Annotated in this window: 29 protein-coding genes; 28 read left to right on the top strand and 1 reads right to left on the bottom strand. The window is 66.5% G+C overall.

Annotated elements, in window-relative coordinates; translation table 11 throughout:
- The first annotated feature begins 12 nt into the window (after positions 1-12).
- From rplV to truA, 28 genes are all read left to right on the top strand, one after another.
- Positions 13-366, top strand: coding sequence for a 50S ribosomal protein L22 (gene rplV / locus IEZ27_RS40535; protein WP_080043235.1), 354 nt, complete (start codon positions 13-15; stop codon positions 364-366).
- The gene (rpsC, locus tag IEZ27_RS40530) at positions 366-1,217 is read left to right on the top strand and encodes a 30S ribosomal protein S3 (RefSeq protein WP_125644675.1); all 852 of its coding nucleotides are present in this window, start codon (positions 366-368) and stop codon (positions 1,215-1,217) included. Before rplV ends, rpsC begins: the two co-directional genes overlap by 1 nt.
- Positions 1,218-1,219: 2 nt before the next feature.
- Entirely contained in the window at positions 1,220-1,639 is a 420-nt protein-coding gene (gene rplP / locus IEZ27_RS40525; protein WP_125644673.1) for a 50S ribosomal protein L16, read from the top strand.
- A complete protein-coding gene (rpmC, locus tag IEZ27_RS40520; RefSeq protein ID WP_026214152.1) occupies positions 1,639-1,875 on the top strand; it encodes a 50S ribosomal protein L29 in 237 nt (78 codons plus the stop codon). The genes rplP and rpmC overlap by 1 nt, the downstream gene beginning before the upstream one ends.
- The gene (rpsQ, locus tag IEZ27_RS40515) at positions 1,868-2,158 is read left to right on the top strand and encodes a 30S ribosomal protein S17 (protein WP_125644671.1); all 291 of its coding nucleotides are present in this window, start codon (positions 1,868-1,870) and stop codon (positions 2,156-2,158) included. Before rpmC ends, rpsQ begins: the two co-directional genes overlap by 8 nt.
- Before the next feature lie 189 nt (positions 2,159-2,347).
- Complete coding sequence (rplN, locus tag IEZ27_RS40510; protein WP_090769698.1) at positions 2,348-2,719, top strand: 50S ribosomal protein L14; 372 nt, start codon at positions 2,348-2,350, stop codon at positions 2,717-2,719.
- Positions 2,719-3,015, top strand: coding sequence for a 50S ribosomal protein L24 (rplX, locus tag IEZ27_RS40505; RefSeq protein WP_125644669.1), 297 nt, complete (start codon positions 2,719-2,721; stop codon positions 3,013-3,015). The genes rplN and rplX overlap by 1 nt, the downstream gene beginning before the upstream one ends.
- Entirely contained in the window at positions 3,015-3,590 is a 576-nt protein-coding gene (gene rplE / locus IEZ27_RS40500) for a 50S ribosomal protein L5 (protein ID WP_125644668.1), read from the top strand. Before rplX ends, rplE begins: the two co-directional genes overlap by 1 nt.
- 4 nt (positions 3,591-3,594) lie before the next feature.
- On the top strand, positions 3,595-3,780 hold the full coding sequence (locus tag IEZ27_RS40495; protein WP_020542298.1) for a type Z 30S ribosomal protein S14: 186 nt from the start codon (positions 3,595-3,597) through the stop codon (positions 3,778-3,780).
- Positions 3,781-3,925: 145 nt separating this feature from the next.
- On the top strand, positions 3,926-4,324 hold the full coding sequence (gene rpsH, locus IEZ27_RS40490; protein ID WP_125644666.1) for a 30S ribosomal protein S8: 399 nt from the start codon (positions 3,926-3,928) through the stop codon (positions 4,322-4,324).
- A 16-nt stretch (positions 4,325-4,340) separates the two neighbouring features.
- Positions 4,341-4,883: a 50S ribosomal protein L6 gene (rplF, locus tag IEZ27_RS40485; protein ID WP_125644665.1), complete on the top strand. Its 543-nt coding sequence runs from the start codon at positions 4,341-4,343 to the stop codon at positions 4,881-4,883.
- 2 nt (positions 4,884-4,885) lie between these two features.
- Positions 4,886-5,269 (top strand): 50S ribosomal protein L18, encoded by a 384-nt coding sequence (gene rplR / locus IEZ27_RS40480; RefSeq protein WP_125644663.1) that lies wholly within the window; start codon positions 4,886-4,888, stop codon positions 5,267-5,269.
- 25 nt (positions 5,270-5,294) lie between these two features.
- Positions 5,295-5,924 carry a 30S ribosomal protein S5 gene (rpsE, locus tag IEZ27_RS40475; RefSeq protein ID WP_049572667.1) on the top strand — a complete coding sequence of 210 codons (630 nt, stop codon included), beginning with the start codon at positions 5,295-5,297 and terminating at the stop codon, positions 5,922-5,924.
- A gap of 2 nt (positions 5,925-5,926) precedes the next feature.
- Positions 5,927-6,109 carry a 50S ribosomal protein L30 gene (gene rpmD / locus IEZ27_RS40470; protein WP_080043226.1) on the top strand — a complete coding sequence of 61 codons (183 nt, stop codon included), beginning with the start codon at positions 5,927-5,929 and terminating at the stop codon, positions 6,107-6,109.
- 2 nt (positions 6,110-6,111) lie between these two features.
- The gene (gene rplO / locus IEZ27_RS40465) at positions 6,112-6,567 is read left to right on the top strand and encodes a 50S ribosomal protein L15 (RefSeq protein WP_189652105.1); all 456 of its coding nucleotides are present in this window, start codon (positions 6,112-6,114) and stop codon (positions 6,565-6,567) included.
- A 170-nt stretch (positions 6,568-6,737) separates the two neighbouring features.
- Complete coding sequence (secY, locus tag IEZ27_RS40460; protein ID WP_189652104.1) at positions 6,738-8,042, top strand: preprotein translocase subunit SecY; 1,305 nt, start codon at positions 6,738-6,740, stop codon at positions 8,040-8,042.
- Positions 8,042-8,692, top strand: coding sequence for an adenylate kinase (locus IEZ27_RS40455; protein WP_125644657.1), 651 nt, complete (start codon positions 8,042-8,044; stop codon positions 8,690-8,692). The genes secY and IEZ27_RS40455 overlap by 1 nt, the downstream gene beginning before the upstream one ends.
- A 126-nt stretch (positions 8,693-8,818) precedes the next feature.
- Complete coding sequence (map, locus tag IEZ27_RS40450; protein WP_189652103.1) at positions 8,819-9,628, top strand: type I methionyl aminopeptidase; 810 nt, start codon at positions 8,819-8,821, stop codon at positions 9,626-9,628.
- 17 nt (positions 9,629-9,645) lie between these two features.
- Positions 9,646-10,074 carry a DUF1707 SHOCT-like domain-containing protein gene (locus tag IEZ27_RS40445; protein WP_189652102.1) on the top strand — a complete coding sequence of 143 codons (429 nt, stop codon included), beginning with the start codon at positions 9,646-9,648 and terminating at the stop codon, positions 10,072-10,074.
- Between the two features lie 107 nt (positions 10,075-10,181).
- The gene (locus IEZ27_RS40440; protein ID WP_189652101.1) at positions 10,182-10,559 is read left to right on the top strand and encodes a hypothetical protein; all 378 of its coding nucleotides are present in this window, start codon (positions 10,182-10,184) and stop codon (positions 10,557-10,559) included.
- A 287-nt stretch (positions 10,560-10,846) separates the two neighbouring features.
- Complete coding sequence (gene infA / locus IEZ27_RS40435) at positions 10,847-11,068, top strand: translation initiation factor IF-1 (protein ID WP_012887858.1); 222 nt, start codon at positions 10,847-10,849, stop codon at positions 11,066-11,068.
- 25 nt (positions 11,069-11,093) lie between these two features.
- Positions 11,094-11,207, top strand: a complete 114-nt coding sequence (rpmJ, locus tag IEZ27_RS40430; protein ID WP_003956441.1) for a 50S ribosomal protein L36 — start codon at positions 11,094-11,096, stop codon at positions 11,205-11,207.
- A gap of 215 nt (positions 11,208-11,422) precedes the next feature.
- Positions 11,423-11,803 (top strand): 30S ribosomal protein S13, encoded by a 381-nt coding sequence (gene rpsM / locus IEZ27_RS40425; RefSeq protein WP_125644650.1) that lies wholly within the window; start codon positions 11,423-11,425, stop codon positions 11,801-11,803.
- A gap of 42 nt (positions 11,804-11,845) precedes the next feature.
- A complete protein-coding gene (rpsK, locus tag IEZ27_RS40420) occupies positions 11,846-12,250 on the top strand; it encodes a 30S ribosomal protein S11 (RefSeq protein WP_020542285.1) in 405 nt (134 codons plus the stop codon).
- 23 nt (positions 12,251-12,273) lie between these two features.
- Positions 12,274-12,900: a 30S ribosomal protein S4 gene (gene rpsD, locus IEZ27_RS40415; protein ID WP_189652100.1), complete on the top strand. Its 627-nt coding sequence runs from the start codon at positions 12,274-12,276 to the stop codon at positions 12,898-12,900.
- Positions 12,901-13,005: 105 nt separating this feature from the next.
- Positions 13,006-14,022, top strand: a complete 1,017-nt coding sequence (locus IEZ27_RS40410) for a DNA-directed RNA polymerase subunit alpha (protein WP_043623495.1) — start codon at positions 13,006-13,008, stop codon at positions 14,020-14,022.
- A 160-nt stretch (positions 14,023-14,182) separates the two neighbouring features.
- Positions 14,183-14,713: a 50S ribosomal protein L17 gene (gene rplQ, locus IEZ27_RS40405; RefSeq protein WP_189652099.1), complete on the top strand. Its 531-nt coding sequence runs from the start codon at positions 14,183-14,185 to the stop codon at positions 14,711-14,713.
- A 79-nt stretch (positions 14,714-14,792) separates the two neighbouring features.
- Positions 14,793-15,671, top strand: coding sequence for a tRNA pseudouridine(38-40) synthase TruA (truA, locus tag IEZ27_RS40400; RefSeq protein ID WP_189652098.1), 879 nt, complete (start codon positions 14,793-14,795; stop codon positions 15,669-15,671).
- On the opposite strand, the gene IEZ27_RS40395 is transcribed toward truA, so the two are convergent.
- Positions 15,636-16,193: hypothetical protein (locus tag IEZ27_RS40395; protein WP_189652097.1), on the bottom strand; the 558-nt coding region annotated here is incomplete at its 5' end. The genes truA and IEZ27_RS40395 overlap by 36 nt on opposite strands.

Raw genomic sequence — 16,193 nt, 5'->3', positions numbered from 1 at the left:
GAGGAGTAAGCGATGGAAGCCAGGGCTCAGGCGCGGTTCGTCCGTGTCACGCCCCTCAAGGCCCGCCGCGTGGTGGACCTTATTCGCGGGCTGCCCGCTTCGGAGGCGCAGGCCGTGCTGCAGTTCGCTCCCCAGTCGGCGAGCGAGCCGATCTACAAGGTGCTCAGCAGCGCCATGGCGAACGCCGAGCACAACTTCAACCTCGACCCCAGCACGCTCGTCGTGAGCCGCGCCTGGGTCGACGAGGGCCCGACGCTGAAGCGGTTCCGCCCGCGTGCACAGGGTCGCGCCTATCGGATCAACAAGCGGACGAGCCACATCACCGTGATCGTGGAATCCCGCGAGCCGAAGGGAAGGACCCGATAGTGGGCCAGAAGGTTAACCCGCACGGGTTCCGCCTCGGCATCACGACCGACTTCAAGAGCCGGTGGTACGCCGACAAGCTGTACAAGTCGTACGTCGCTGAGGACGTCGCGATCCGCCGCATGCTCCAGAAGGGCATGGAGCGGGCCGGCATCTCCAAGGTCGAGATCGAGCGCACGACGGACCGTGTCCAGGTGGACATCCACACGGCGCGTCCCGGCATCGTGATCGGCCGCCGCGGCGCCGAGGCCGACCGCATCCGCGGTGACCTGGAGAAGCTGACCAAGAAGCAGGTCCAGCTCAACATCCTCGAGGTCAAGAACCCGGAGATCGACGCCCAGCTCGTCGCTCAGGGCGTCGCCGAGCAGCTGTCCAGCCGCGTCTCGTTCCGCCGTGCCATGCGCAAGGCGATGCAGTCGGCCATGAAGTCCGGCGCCAAGGGCATCCGTGTCCAGTGCGCCGGTCGCCTGGGCGGCGCCGAGATGTCGCGGTCGGAGTTCTACCGTGAGGGCCGCGTGCCGCTGCACACCCTCCGCGCGGACATCGACTACGGCTTCTACGAGGCCCGTACCACCTTCGGCCGCATCGGCGTGAAGGTCTGGATCTACAAGGGCGAGGCTCCGACCAGCCGCGCCGAGCGTGAGGCGGCTGCCGCCGGCGCTCGCGCCGGCCAGCGTCGCGAGCGTGACGACCGTCGCGGTGGCGGCGGCGGCGACCGTCCGCGTCGTGGCGGCGGTGACCGTCCGCGTCGTGGCGGCGGTGGCCGTGGCGACCGCGCCCCCCGTACCGAGGCAGCTTCGCAGGCTGCCCCTGAGACCGGCCCGGCTGCGCAGCCGGGTGCTGAAGGGAGCTGACCATGCTGATCCCGCGCAGGGTCAAGCACCGCAAGCAGCACCGGCCTGACCGCAGCGGAGCCGCCAAGGGCGGCACCAGGGTCGTGTTCGGCGAGTTCGGCATTCAGGCTGTTGAGCACTCCTACGTGACCAACCGCCAGATCGAGTCCGCTCGTATCGCCATGACCCGTCACATCCGCCGTGGCGGCAAGGTGTGGATCAACATCTACCCCGACCGTCCCCTCACCAAGAAGCCGGCCGAGACCCGCATGGGTTCCGGTAAGGGTTCGCCGGAGTGGTGGATCGCCAACGTCAAGCCCGGACGCGTGATGTTCGAGCTGTCCGGCGTGGCGGAGTCGGTCGCGCGTGAGGCCCTCACCAGGGCGATCCACAAGCTGCCGATGAAGTGCAAGATCGTTAAGCGTGAAGTGGGTGAGGCGTGATGGCTAAGGGCCTGACCGCCGGCGAGCTGCGAGTGGAGGACCAGGACACCCTGGTCCAGAAGCTCAAGGAGGCCAAGGAGGAGCTGTTCAACCTCCGCTTCCAGGCAGCGACCGGTCAGTTGGAGAGCCACGGGCGGCTGCGCGCCGTCCGCCGCGAGATCGCCCGTATCTACACCGTGATGCGCGAGCGGGAGCTCGGAATCGTCACGGTTGAGAAGGAGTCGAGCGATGGCTGAGACCGAGACCACCGGAACCACCGAGAACGACGCGCGGAACTTCCGCAAGGTCCGTGAGGGCCTGGTCGTCAGCGACAAGATGGACAAGACCGTCGTCGTCGCCGTCGAGGACCGCGTCAAGCACCGTCTGTACGGCAAGGTCATCCGCCGTACGACCAAGTACAAGGCGCACGACGAGGCCAACGCCTGTGGCGTCGGCGACCGCGTGCTGCTCATGGAGACCCGCCCCCTCTCCGCCACCAAGCGGTGGAGGGTCGTGGAGATCCTCGAGAAGGCCAAGTAGGCCCTCTCGGATATACCGCGCCTCGTGGGGGCCTCAGGGCCCCCATGACGGCGTCCAAGGACGCGAGGTCTCCGGACCTCGCGTCGCCTGCGGTGCGGCCCCTGCGTGGACTGTGGCCGTGGGAACAAGACAACGACGGGTTCCGCCAGGCTCAGAAATGAGAACCGGCGCGACTAACAGGAGTTCAACGTGATCCAGCAGGAGTCGCGGCTCAAGGTCGCCGACAACACTGGTGCGAAGGAGATCCTTTGCATCCGTGTTCTCGGTGGCTCGGGCCGACGCTACGCCGGTATCGGCGACATCATCGTCGCCACTGTCAAGGACGCGCTGCCGGGCAGCACGGGCGTCAAGAAGGGCGACGTGGTCAAGGCCGTCGTCGTCCGCACGGTCAAGGAGCGCCGCCGGCCCGACGGCTCCTACATCCGCTTCGACGAGAACGCCGCGGTCATCATCAAGGACAGCGGTGACCCTCGTGGCACTCGTATCTTCGGCCCGGTCGGCCGCGAGCTGCGCGACAAGAAGTTCATGCGCATCATCTCGCTCGCCCCGGAGGTGCTGTAATGCCGAAGCTGCATGTGAAGAAGGGTGACCTGGTCCAGGTCATCGCCGGCAAGGACAAGGGTGCCAAGGGTCACGTCATCGCCACGTACCCGCGCGAGGACCGCGTGGTGATCGAGGGCGTCAACATGATCAAGAAGCACACCAAGGAGACCAACCAGGGTCCGCGTGGCGCCAAGACCGGCGGCGTGCAGACCATGGAGGGTCGCATCCACGTGTCCAACGTGAAGAAGATCAAGGACGAGAAGCCCGCCGACAAGAAGGCCGACAAGGCCGAGGAGACGGGTGAGGACAGCTGATGACCGCCACGACCACTGAGACCGAGCGCCCGACGCCGCGACTCAAGACGAAGTACCGCGAGGAGATCGCGGCCCAGCTTCGTGAGCAGTTCGGCATCGAGAACGTCATGCAGATCCCGGCCCTGACCAAGATCAAGGTCAACATGGGTGTCGGTGAGGCGGCTCGCGACTCCAAGCTCATCGAAGGCGCCGTCCGCGACCTCACCGTGATCACCGGCCAGAAGCCGGCCGTCGTCCGGGCGCGCAAGTCCATCGCGCAGTTCAAGCTGCGCGAGGGCATGCCGATCGGCGCGCACGTCACGCTGCGCGGCGACCGCATGTGGGAGTTCCTCGACCGTCTGCTGGCGCTGGCGCTGCCCCGTATCCGGGACTTCCGCGGCCTGTCGCCGAAGCAGTTCGACGGCAACGGCAACTACACGTTCGGTCTGACCGAGCAGGTCATGTTCCACGAGGTCGACCAGGACAAGGTCGACCGGCCGCGGGGCATGGACATCACGATCGTGACCACCGCGACGAACGACGACCAGGGCCGGGCGCTGCTGAAGCTCCTCGGCTTCCCCTTCAAGGAGGCCTGATCCAATGGCGAAGAAGTCGCTGATCGCCAAGGCGGGGCGCAAGCAGAAGTTCGAGGTCCGTGCCTACACCCGGTGCTCGCGTTGCGGTCGTCCGCGCGCCGTGTACCGCAAGTTCGGCCTGTGCCGCGTGTGCTTCCGCGAGATGGCGCACCGGGGCGAGCTGCCCGGCATCACCAAGTCGAGCTGGTAGATACCCTGGGGGACGGCCCCGTGCCGTCCCTTGGGACCCATGTTCAGAAGAAGACAGGACGCACCGCGTCCATGACCGCGCCGAAGGTCCACCGGCAGAGCGCTGCTTGGCCGACTGGAAACCGCGGCGAGGAAGGCCACTGGCCATGACGATGACCGACCCGATCGCAGACATGTTGACGCGTCTGCGTAACGCGAACTCGGCGTACCACGAGAGCGTGTCGATGCCGTATTCGAAGATCAAGGCGCACATCGCCGAGATCCTCCAGCAGGAGGGTTACATCCAGTCCTGGGCCGTCGAAGACGCCAAGGTTGGAAAGAACCTCGTGGTGGAGCTCAAGTTCGGGCCTACCCGTGAGCGTTCGCTCGCGGGCCTGCGCCGGGTTTCGAAGCCCGGTCTGCGGGTTTATGCGAAGAAGGACAACCTGCCTCGAGTTCTGGGCGGACTGGGCGTCGCGATCATCTCGACGTCCGCCGGTCTCATGACCGACAAGCAGGCCGGCAAGCGTGGCGTGGGCGGCGAAGTCCTCGCCTACGTCTGGTAGAGGGGAGGAACACAGCATGTCGAGAATCGGACGGCTGCCCATCCCTGTGCCCAGTGGCGTAGACATCACGATCACCGGCCAGGATGTCCAGGTCAAGGGCCCGAAGGGCACGCTTTCTCACACGGTCGCGGACCCGATTTCGGTCGGTCGTGACGACGACGGCGCCATCGCCGTCTCCCGACCCAACGACGAGAACAAGGTCCGTGCGCTGCACGGCCTGTCCCGGACGCTGATCGCCAACATGGTGCAGGGCGTCACCCAGGGGTACACCAAGGCCCTTGAGATCGTCGGCGTCGGTTACCGCGTCCAGGCCAAGGGCCCGACGCAGCTGGAGTTCTCGCTGGGCTTCAGCCACCCGGTCATCGTCGACGCCCCCGAGGGTGTCACCTTCCGCGTCGAGAAGCCGACCCTGTTCCACGTGGACGGCATCGACAAGCAGAAGGTCGGCGAGGTCGCGGCCAACATCCGCAAGTTGCGCAAGCCTGACCCGTACAAGGGCAAGGGCGTGCGTTACCAGGGCGAACAGATCCGCCGCAAGGTCGGAAAGGCTGGTAAGTAGGCATGGCTCCGAAGACTGCGTTCAGCAAGCACACGGCTGCCCGCACCGTCTCGCGGGCTCGCCGTCACCGCCGCGTCCGCAAGTTCGTCGTCGGTACGGCCGAGCGTCCGCGCCTGGTCGTCAACCGCTCGACCCGTCACATGTTCGTCCAGATCGTGGACGACTCCGTCGGTCACACGCTGGTCAGCGCGTCCACCATGGACGCCTCGCTGCGTACTCTCGAGGCCGACAAGACGGAGAAGGCCAAGAAGGTCGGCGAGCTCCTCGCTCAGCGGGCCAAGGAAGCCGGGATCACCAAGGTCGTCTTCGACCGCGGTGGCAACCGCTACGCCGGTCGCATCGCGGCTCTGGCGGACAGCGCCCGCGAAGGCGGGCTGGAATTCTGATGGCAACTGAGAAGAGGAACCACTGATGGCTGCAGCTCCGCGTCGCGGTGGCGGCACCGGTGGCGAGCGGCGGGACCGTCGTGACGATCGCCGCGGTGGCGCCGCCGACAAGGGCGTCTCGTACATCGAGCGCGTAGTGAAGATCAACCGAGTGGCCAAGGTCGTGAAGGGTGGTCGTCGCTTCAGCTTCACCGCCCTCGTCGTCGTCGGTGACGGCAACGGCCTGGTCGGCGTCGGTTACGGCAAGGCCAAGGAAGTCCCCGCGGCCATCGCCAAGGGCGTCGAAGAGGCGAAGAAGCACTTCTTCAAGGTGCCCCGTATCCAGGGCACCATCCCGCACACCGTGCAGGGCGAGGAGGCGGCCGGTGTCGTCTTCCTGCGTCCGGCCTCGGCCGGTACCGGCGTCATCGCCGGTGGCCCGGTGCGCGCGGTCCTGGAGTGCGCCGGCATCCATGACGTGCTGTCCAAGTCGCTCGGCTCGGACAACCCGATCAACATCGTGCACGCCACCGTGGCGGCTCTGAAGGGCCTCTCGCGCCCCGAGGAGATCGCCGCCCGCCGTGGCCTGCCGATCGAGGACGTGGCTCCGGCCCGGATGCTCAAGGCTCAGCGCGAGGGCATCGCCGAGGCCGCGGCCGCGAAGGCGGTGAGCTAGTCATGGCACGCCTGAAGATCACTCAGGTTCGCTCGAAGATCGGTGGCAAGCAGAACCAGCGTGACTCGCTGCGTTCGCTTGGCCTGAAGCGAATCGGCGATGTCGTCGTCAAGGAGGACCGTCCCGAGATTCGCGGGATGGTCTCCGTGGTGACGCACCTCGTCGAGGTGGAAGAGGTCGACTAGTCATGACTGACAAGGCTCCGCTCAAGATTCACGACCTGCGTCCCGCCCCGGGTGCCAACAAGTCCAAGATCCGCAAGGGTCGTGGCGAGGCGTCCAAGGGCAAGACGTCCGGTCGCGGCACCAAGGGCAGCCACGCCCGTACCACGGTTCCCCTCGGCTTCGAGGGTGGCCAGGTGCCGCTGCAGAGGCGTCTGCCGAAGCTCAAGGGCTTCTCCAACGCCCTGTTCAAGACGACCTACCAGGTCGTCAACCTGGACAGGCTCGGCGAGCTGTTCCCCGAGGGTGGCGAGGTCACCGTCGAGGCCCTGGTGGCCAAGGGTGCCGTTCGCAAGAACCAGCTCGTGAAGGTGCTCGGCACCGGCGAGATCTCCGTCGCGGTGAACGTCACGGTTCACGCCTTCTCGTCCGCCGCGAAGGACAAGATCGCCGCCGCCGGTGGTTCCGTTACCGAGCTGTAGCTCCGCTATGACGAGGCGTGGGGGCTCCGACAATGGGCCCCCACGCCCTTAGTGCGTTAGAGTTCGGCGAGGCGGCAGGATTCTGTCCGGCTCGTTTGACTGAGACTTGACATGGCAGATCCCCGCACCACCGCATACTCACATCGCCATTAAGGCGCGCAGGAGGGACCGTGCTGACCGCGTTTACCCGGGCGTTCCGGACACCGGACCTGCGCAAGAAGTTGCTCTTCACCCTGGGCATCATCGCGCTGTTCCGTCTCGGCTCGGTTCTTCCGACTCCGGGAGTTCACGTCCAGAACCTCGCGGCCTGTTTCGATCAGGCCCGTAACGGAGCCACCGGCAACATCTATGGGATGGTGCAGCTCTTCAGTGGTGGTGCGCTCCTGAAGCTGTCGGTGTTCGCGCTGGGCATTATGCCGTATATCACCGCGAGCATCATTCTCCAGCTGCTCGTCGTGGTGATTCCACGTCTTGAGGCTCTCAAGAAAGAAGGCCAGGCGGGTCAGGCCAAGATCACGCAGTATACGCGTTATCTGACTATCGGCCTCGGCATTCTGCAGTCCACCGCCTTCATCGCGCTGGCGCGGTCCGGCCAGCTCTTCCCCAACTGCCAGCAGGACGTCCTGCTCGACCCCGACAACATCTTCGGCATCGTCACGATGGTCATCATCATGACGGCCGGTACGTCGGTGATCATGTGGCTCGGTGAGCTCATCACCGACCGCGGCGTCGGCAACGGCATGTCCATCCTGATCTTCACCCAGGTCGTCGCGGTCTTCCCGTCCGAGCTGACCAACATCTTCCAGGCGAACAAGTTCACCTTCGCGGTGGTCATGATCGTGGGCGTCTTCATGATCGCGGCCGTGGTCTTCGTCGAGCAGGCGCAGCGCCGCATCCCGGTCCAGTACGCCAAGCGCATGGTCGGCCGAAGGATGTACGGCGGCACCTCGACCTACATCCCGCTCAAGGTCAACCAGGCCGGCATCATCCCGGTCATCTTCGCCTCCTCGCTGCTCTACCTGCCTCAGCTGCTCACCTCGCTCTTCCCGACGACCGACAACGCGGTGGTCCAGTGGATCTCCCAGTACCTGGTCAGGGGCGACCACCCGGTCTACATGGTCACGTTCTTCGTGCTGATCGTCTTCTTCACGTACTTCTACGTGTCGATTACGTTCAACCCCGCTGAAGTCGCCGACAACATGAAGAAGTACGGTGGGTTCATTCCGGGCATCCGTCCCGGCCGTCCGACGGCTGAATACCTGAACTTCGTGCTCACCCGTCTGACCGCGCCCGGCGCGCTCTATCTGGGTCTGATCTCCATGATCCCGATCGTCGCGCTGGCGGTGGCCGGGGCTAGCCAGAACTTCCCGTTCGGAGGGACGAGCATTCTGATCATGGTTGGTGTCGGCCTGGACACGGTGAAGCAGATCGAGAGCCAGCTCCAGCAGCGTAACTACGAAGGTTTCCTGCGGTAGTGCGTCTCGTTCTCGTCGGGCCCCCCGGAGCGGGTAAGGGGACGCAGGCCCAGTACATCGCATCGAACCTGTCCATCCCGAAGATCTCGACAGGTGACATCTTCCGTGCCAACGTCTCGGGCGGCACGGACCTCGGCAAGCTGGCCAAAACCTTCATGGACCGTGGCGACCTCGTGCCCGACGAGGTCACCATCGCCATGGTCCGCGACCGTCTGTCCGAGGACGACGCGCAGGACGGGTTCCTGCTCGACGGCTTCCCGAGGAACGTCGCGCAGGCGGAGATCCTGCGCGACATGCTCAAGGACTGGGGTCTGGCCCTCGACCTGGTGCTGGAGCTGGTCGTGGACGACGACGAGGTCGTCCGGCGGCTGGCGGGGCGGCGTACGTGCAGTCAGTGCGGCCGCATCTGGCACGTGGAGTTCGACGACAAGAAGGACGACAAGTGCGACGCCTGCGGCGGCGCGCTGTTCCAGCGGGACGACGACAAGGAAGAGACCGTCAGGCACCGCCTGGAGGTCTACCAGGAGCAGACCGCGCCCCTGGTCTCGTACTACGCCGGCGAGGACATCCTCGTGGGCGTCGACGCGACCGGGCCGGTGGAAGAGGTCACCCAGCGGGCCATGGAGGCGATCCGCCCGTACCTGGGATGACCCCGGGCACGATCTACCACGAAGGTGGCACGGTTCTCCGTGCCACCTTCCTTTTTTGGGTGCGGCTATTGTGGGGGAATTAGGGCTCCCACGAGGCCCGTCAGAAACCCCGGGGGGTGCCGAACGATGTTCAAGAAAAACCGACACGGAATCCAGATCAAGTCGACCGAGCAGCTGGAGAAGATGCGGGCCGCCGGCCTGGTGGTCGGGCGCACGCTCGATCTGCTGAAGCGTTCGGTCGAGCCGGGCATGACGCCGCTCGACCTCGACTCCATCGCCGAGAAGGCGATCAGGGACGAGGGCGCGGTCCCGTCGTTCAAGGGCTACCAGGGCTTCCCGGCGACGATCTGCGCGTCCGTCAACGACGAGGTGGTGCACGGCATCCCCACGGACGCCCGCAAGCTGCGCGAGGGCGACGTCATCTCCATCGACTGCGGCGCGATCCTGGAGGGCTGGCACGGCGACTCCGCCGTCACGGTGCCGGTCGGCGAGGTCGACCCCAAGCTGACCGAGCTGATGCGGGTCACCGAGGAGGCCATGTGGCGCGGCATCGCCGCGCTGAAGATCGGCCGCCACCTGTCCGACATCGGCTACGAGGTCGAGCGGTACGTGAAGTCGCAGGGCCGCTTCGGCATCCCGCCCGAGTACGGCGGCCACGGCATCGGCACCGAGATGCACATGGACCCGTGGATCGCCAACCACGGCAAGCCGGGCAGGGGCCCGCTGCTGGAGGAGGGCATGTGCCTGGCCATCGAGCCCATGGTGAACCTGGGCACCGAGCGCACGCGCGTCCTGTCCGACGACTGGACGGTGGTGACGATCGACGGGAAGGCGTCGGCGCACTTCGAGCACAGCGTCGCCGTGACACATAATGGACCTTGGGTGCTTACCGCCCTAGACGGGGGCGAAGAGCGCCTGAGTCACCTTCAGCTCTGACCCCCGGGAGTGGTGGTATGGCGAACAGCCCCGAGATGCGAGCCTCGGACGTCGACCGCGATCGGGTGGCCGCCATCCTGCGCGAGCACACCGCGCAGGGCCGCATCACGATGGACGAGTTCAACGAGCGGCTCGAAGAGCTCTACAAGAGCAAGACCTACGGTGATCTGGCCAAGCTGACGGCCGACCTGCCCGACGTCGACCTGCGCCACCGGCAGCTCGCGACGCCCGAGGCGGCGCCCGCGAAGAGCGGCAACCTCCATCCGGGCATGCGGGCGGCCTGGGGCGCCTGGGCCGCGGCCAGCGCCGTCAACTGGGTGATCTGGCTGATCGTGAGCGTCTCGACCGGCGACATGATCTATCCGTGGCCGCTGTGGGTCATGGGCCCGTGGGGCGCGATCCTGCTGATGAGCACGATCTTCGGGAACGGGCCGAAGCGCAGCTAGTCCGGCCCGTTTGTGGCGTAATGCACTGTGTGCATTCCTCCGCAGTGCGTGACGGCGGGCGTTCCTAGCGTGAGCGGTGTCGGGAACACGACTCACGGAGGAATCAGATGCGCAAGGTCCTCGCGGCCGCCGCCCTAGCCGGCTCGGTCGCCCTCACCGGTCTCGCCGCCGCCCCCGCCGCGCAGGCGGCCTCGTCCAGTGGCTGGGGTACGTTCCACGCGAGCAACCACAAGGCGTCCACCCACGGGAACACGTACGGGTCGCACGGCAAGGTCTACACCCACTGGTACGGCAAGGAGTCCACGCCGAAGTTCGGTTACGTGTGGTTCAGGTACTACGCGAACGGGAGCTGGCACCAGTTCTCCAGGAAGTGGGACGGGAGCCACGACGAGACCTGGTCCGGCCGGGGGATCAAGAAGATCTACACCTGGACCTGCTGGGGCGGGGCGGGCACGTACTGCGGGGATCGGCACCGCGTCTTCTGAGACGTCTACTGAGACCTCTGAGAAGGCTCGCCGATCCCTCCGGCGGGCCTTCCCGTTGTCGGTCCGAAGGAGTGCGGGCCGTGGGGTAGACTCTTACATGGTTGTGTCAGGACACCTGGCACGCGTTTCGCGTTTTAGGCTCAGGTGTCGTACACTCCTTAGTCGGCTCACTATGACTTATCACGCGTCGGCGGTCTTTGCCGATCGCCGCTCTCTTCGAAGCGTGAGGTCGCGGCTGCTTAGTGAACCGGAGCCTCAGACGACCGATCAGTGAAACGCGAGGGATTTTGGCCAAGAAAGACGGCGCCATCGAGATCGAGGGCACTGTGGTTGAGTCGCTCCCGAACGCCATGTTCCGGGTGCAGCTCGACAACGGCCATAAGGTCCTGGCCCACATCAGCGGACGGATGCGGATGCACTACATCCGAATTCTGCCGGACGACAGGGTAGTCGTTGAACTGAGCCCCTACGACCTGAGTCGCGGGCGGATCGTCTACCGATACAAGTAACGACGTCTGAGGAACACGAAGGACAATGAAGGTAAAGCCGAGCGTCAAGAAGATCTGCGACAAGTGCAAGGTGATCCGCCGGCACGGTCGCGTCATGGTGATCTGCGACAACCTGCGCCACAAGCAGCGTCAGGGTTAGTCGTACGCAAGGTTTCTCCGAGTCCGCCCCACTTTTTCGGGAGCGGGCTCGACGCATGAGGAGCCTGGCACAGTAATCGCGTCTCACACCTGGGCCGGCGGAGCGATCCGTACCACCCAGGCGACCCCCGGTCGGAGGCCGGGGCCCTCACCCCGGGCATGGGGAGGGGTAGTGCGGCGCAAGACCTCCGCTCAAAAGAAGGAGAATGCCCGACCATGGCTCGCCTGGTTGGCGTCGACCTCCCCCGCGAGAAGCGGCTGGAGATCGCTCTCACCTACATCTACGGAATCGGCCGCACCCGCGCTCAGGAGATCCTCCAGGCGACCGGTGTCAGCGGCGACCTCCGCGTGCACCAGCTCTCCGACACCGAGCTCGTCCCGATGCGTGACTACATCGAGGCGAACTTCAAGATCGAGGGTGACCTGCGCCGCGAGGTCCAGGCCGACATCCGTCGCAAGATCGAAATCGGTTGCTACCAGGGCATCCGGCACCGCAAGGGCCTTCCGGTCCACGGTCAGCGCACGCAGACCAACGCGCGTACCCGTAAGGGCAAGAAGAAGACCGTCGCCGGTAAGAAGAAGCCCGGTAAGAAGTAGTCCACAGCCGCGGACCGAAGATCTCAGGAGTAATGGCAAACAATGCCTCCTAAGAGCCGTCAGGGTGCCCCGAAGAAGGTGCGCCGCAAGGAAAAGAAGAACGTCGCTCACGGGCACGCCCACATCAAGAGCACGTTCAACAACACGATCGTTTCGATCACCGACCCCAACGGGAACGTGATCTCCTGGGCCAGCGCCGGCCACGTGGGTTTCAAGGGCTCCCGTAAGTCCACCCCGTTCGCCGCTCAGATGGCCGCCGAGAACGCCGCCCGCCGCGCCATGGAGCACGGCATGCGCAAGGTCGACGTGTTCGTCAAGGGTCCCGGCTCCGGCCGTGAGACCGCGATCCGCTCCCTCCAGGCCACCGGCCTCGAGGTGGGTTCGATCCAGGACGTCACGCCGGTCCCGCACAACGGCTGCCGTCCGCCGAAGCGCCGCCGCGTCTGAATTTCCCCAGGAGATATTGAGAAATGGCTCGTTACACGGGCGCGGACTGCAAGCTCTGCCGTCGCGAGAAGACCAAGCTCTTCCTCAAGGGCAGCAAGTGCGAATCCGCAAAGTGCCCCATCGAGATCCGTCCTTACCCGCCGGGTGAGCACGGCCGCGGACGCCCCAAGGAGTCCGAGTACCAGCTTCAGCTTCGCGAGAAGCAGAAGACCCGCCGCATCTACGGCGTCCTCGAGAAGCAGTTCCGCAACTACTACGAGGAGGCCGCGGGCAAGAGCGGCAAGTCGGGTGAGGTGCTGCTCCAGATCCTGGAGAGCCGTCTCGACAACGTCGTCTACCGCGCCGGCTTCGCCCAGTCGCGTGACGCCGCTCGCCAGCAGGTGCGCCACGGCCACATCCTGGTGAACGGCAAGAAGGTCGACATCCCGTCGTACCGCGTTCGCGAGCACGACATCATCGAGGTCCGCGAGAACAAGCGCAACCTGCTGCCCTACGAGGTCGCTCGGGCGACCGCGGGCGAGCGCACCGTTCCCGCGTGGCTCGGCGTCGTGCCGGAGAAGCTCCGCGTCCTGGTCCACCAGCTGCCGGTTCGCCAGCAGATCGACACCCAGGTTCAAGAGCAGCTCATCGTCGAGTACTACTCCAAGTAGTCTCTGACGTCCTAGTTCGGGTGCGGATTTCCGTGCCCGAACTAGACTGTTTATCGGAGTGGCGTCATATAGCGGGCGTCACACGACAAGGGGAGAACCCACACCATGCTGATCGCTCAGCGTCCGACTCTTCTCGAAGAGTCGATCGACGAGACCCGGTCCCGGTTCGTCATCGAGCCGCTGGAGCCGGGCTTCGGCTACACCATCGGCAACTCGCTGCGCCGCACGCTGCTGTCGTCCATCCCGGGCGCGGCCGTGACGAGCATCCGCATCGAGGGCGTGCTGCACGAGTTCTCGACCGTTCCCGGGGTCAAGGAAGACGTCACCGACATCATCCTGAACCTCAAGGAGCTGGTCGTCTCCTCCGAGCACGACGAGCCGGTCGTGATGTACCTGCGCAAGCAGGGCCCGGGTGAGGTCACCGCCGCCGACATCGCGCCCCCGGCCGGTGTCGAGGTGCACAACCCCGAGCTGCGCATCGCCACGCTCAACGGCAAGGCGAAGCTGGAGATGGAGCTGACCGTCGAGCGCGGTCGCGGCTACGTCTCCGCCGCCCAGAACAAGCAGCCGGGCCAGGAGATCGGGCGCATCCCGATCGACTCGATCTACTCCCCGGTTCTCAAGGTCACCTACAAGGTCGAGGCGACCCGAGTCGAGCAGCGTACCGACTTCGACCGTCTCATCCTCGACGTCGAGACCAAGCCCGCCATGAAGCCCCGCGACGCGGTGGCCTCGGCCGGCAAGACCCTCGTCGAGCTCTTCGGCCTGGCCCGTGAGCTCAACGTCGAGGCCGAGGGCATCGACATCGGCCCGTCGCCGACCGACGCCGCCCTGGCCGCCGACCTGGCGCTGCCGATCGAGGAGCTGAACCTGACCGTTCGCTCCTACAACTGCCTCAAGCGCGAGGGCATCCACACCGTGGGTGAGCTCGTCGCCCGCAGCGAGCAGGACCTTCTCGACATAAGGAACTTCGGGGCCAAGTCGATCGAAGAGGTCAAGCAGAAGCTGCACGAGATGTCGCTGGCGCTCAAGGACTCCCCGCCCGGGTTCGACCCGAGCGCGGTGGCCGGCGGCGGCTACGACGACGACGACAGCGCGTACGTCGAGACCGAGCAGTACTGAGCCTCGAACCGGGGATCCGTCCCCGGTTCGTGCCTGCGCGCGCCGAGCGGTCCAGCCGCTCGGCGCGTGACGAACGTAACGGCCCTGTCGTTGTGACGGAGGCCGGCCCGACTCCGGTACCTGGTACGGCCGGGGCGGGTTAACCCAAGAGGAGAAACAGATGCCCAAGCCCACCAAGGGTGCACGTCTTGGCGGCAGCCCGGCGCACGAGCGGCTGATCCTGGCGAACCTCGCCACGGACCTGTTCCGCCACGGCAAGATCCGTACCACGGTCACGAAGGCCAAGCGCCTTCGCCCGCTGGCGGAGCGCCTGATCACCAAGGCGAAGAAGGGCGACATCCACAACCGTCGCCAGGTCCTGACTGTCGTCAAGGACAAGGGCGTGGTTCACCACCTGTTCACCGAGATCGCGGTGACGTTCGCCGAGCGTCCGGGTGGTTACACCCGGATCACCAAGATCGGTGCGCGTAAGGGCGACAACGCCCCGATGGCCGTCATCGAGCTGGTGAGCGAGCCGCTGAACGGCGTCACCACCCGCCGTACCGAGGCTCCGGCCGCCGCTGCCGCTCCGGCTCCGGCCGCTGAGGAGACGGAGGCCGCCGAGGTCGTGGCCCCCGAGGCCGCCGCCGAGGAGACCCCGGCCGCCGAGGCCGAGGCTCCCGAGGCCGAGGCGAAGAAGGACGAGGCCTGATCTTTCAGGCTGGTTGAATCGGGCCCGGACCCCCTCGCGGGGGTCCGGGCCCTTTTCCGTGAACGCGAAAGGGACGATCGTGGTACGCCTCCGCCTGGATCTGGCATACGACGGGACCGACTTCTCCGGATGGGCGAGGCAGCCCGGTCGCCGTACGGTCCAGGGTGAGATCGAGCTGGCGCTCACCAGGATCCTGCGCCTGGCCGAGCCCGCCGCGCTGACCGTGGCGGGACGTACGGACGCGGGCGTGCACGCGCGCGGCCAGGTGGCGCATGTGGACGTGCCGGACGAATCGCTCGCCGAGCTCGACGGCAACCGGGGGCCTCTGGACGTCGATGAGCAACTCGCTGCGCTCGTGCGGCGGCTGGGTGGCCTACTGCCCCAGGATGTACGCGTTCATCGGGTCTCGGTGGCTCCTGAGGGCTTTGACGCCCGGTTCTCCGCGATGTTCCGGCGGTACGCGTACCGGGTGTGCGACAGGACCGGCGGCGTCGACCCGCTGCGCCGGCACGAGGTGGTCTGGCACAACCGTCCGCTGGACCTCGACGCCATGAACGCGGCGGCCCGGCGGCTCGTGGGCGAGCACGACTTCGCGGCGTTCTGCAAGAAGCGCGAGGGCGCCACGACGATCAGGGAGTTGCAGCGCCTGGAGTGGACGCGCGAGGCGGACGGCGTGCTGGTGGCCGCCGTCGTGGCGGACGCGTTCTGCCACTCGATGGTGCGCGCGCTGGTCGGGTCCCTGCTGGCCGCGGGGGACGGGCGGCAGCCGGTGGAGTGGCCCGGCCAGGTGCTGACCCGGGCCGTACGGGACTCCGGGGTGCACGTCGCGCCCGCCCACGGGCTGTGCCTGGAGGAGGTGGGCTACCCCGGGGAGGACGAACTCGCCGCGCGGGCCGCTGCCACGCGGCGCGTCCGTACGCTCTCAGCCCTTGGTGACGCGGCGCTCCAGGACGAGTGAGGTCTGGTCCCTGAACGCCCCGCTGACCTTGGCCAGCGTCTTCTCCTTGGCCTCCGGGGTGTGGCCGTCGGCGTGGGTGGCGTAGCTGAAGACGACGTAGCGGCCCCACACGAGCCCGGCCGCGTAGCCGCCGGCGATGGACACCCGCTCGCCGCCGCTGCCCTCCGCGCCGGGCAGCGCCCGGAACCAGATGTTGCGCGAGAGGTTCTTGGCCTGGTCGGCCAGGACGGCGGCGTCCTTGGTCGGCAACACCGCGATGCCGGTGGTCACGGCGTAGCGGCGCTTGCTGTCGACGTAGGTGGCCCGGACGATCCGGCTGCACTTCTGCTCGCGCAGCGCGTCGGCGAACGCGCCGGTCGCCGCCTTCTCGCAGCTCGTCTCCATGTCGGTCTTGACCCTGGTGAACGTCGTGCCCGCGGCGGAGACCTTCTTCTTCGGGAACGCCTCCGTCAGTGACAACTTCTGGGGGTCCGTCTCCTCGGAGTTGAGCATGGACGCGCCGGGGACGTCGGCGGGCGGGCT

The sequence above is a fragment of the Nonomuraea spiralis genome (genome assembly GCF_014648435.1).
GTDB lineage: Bacteria > Actinomycetota > Actinomycetes > Streptosporangiales > Streptosporangiaceae > Nonomuraea > Nonomuraea spiralis.
This window is presented reverse-complemented; position numbering and strand designations above follow the sequence as displayed.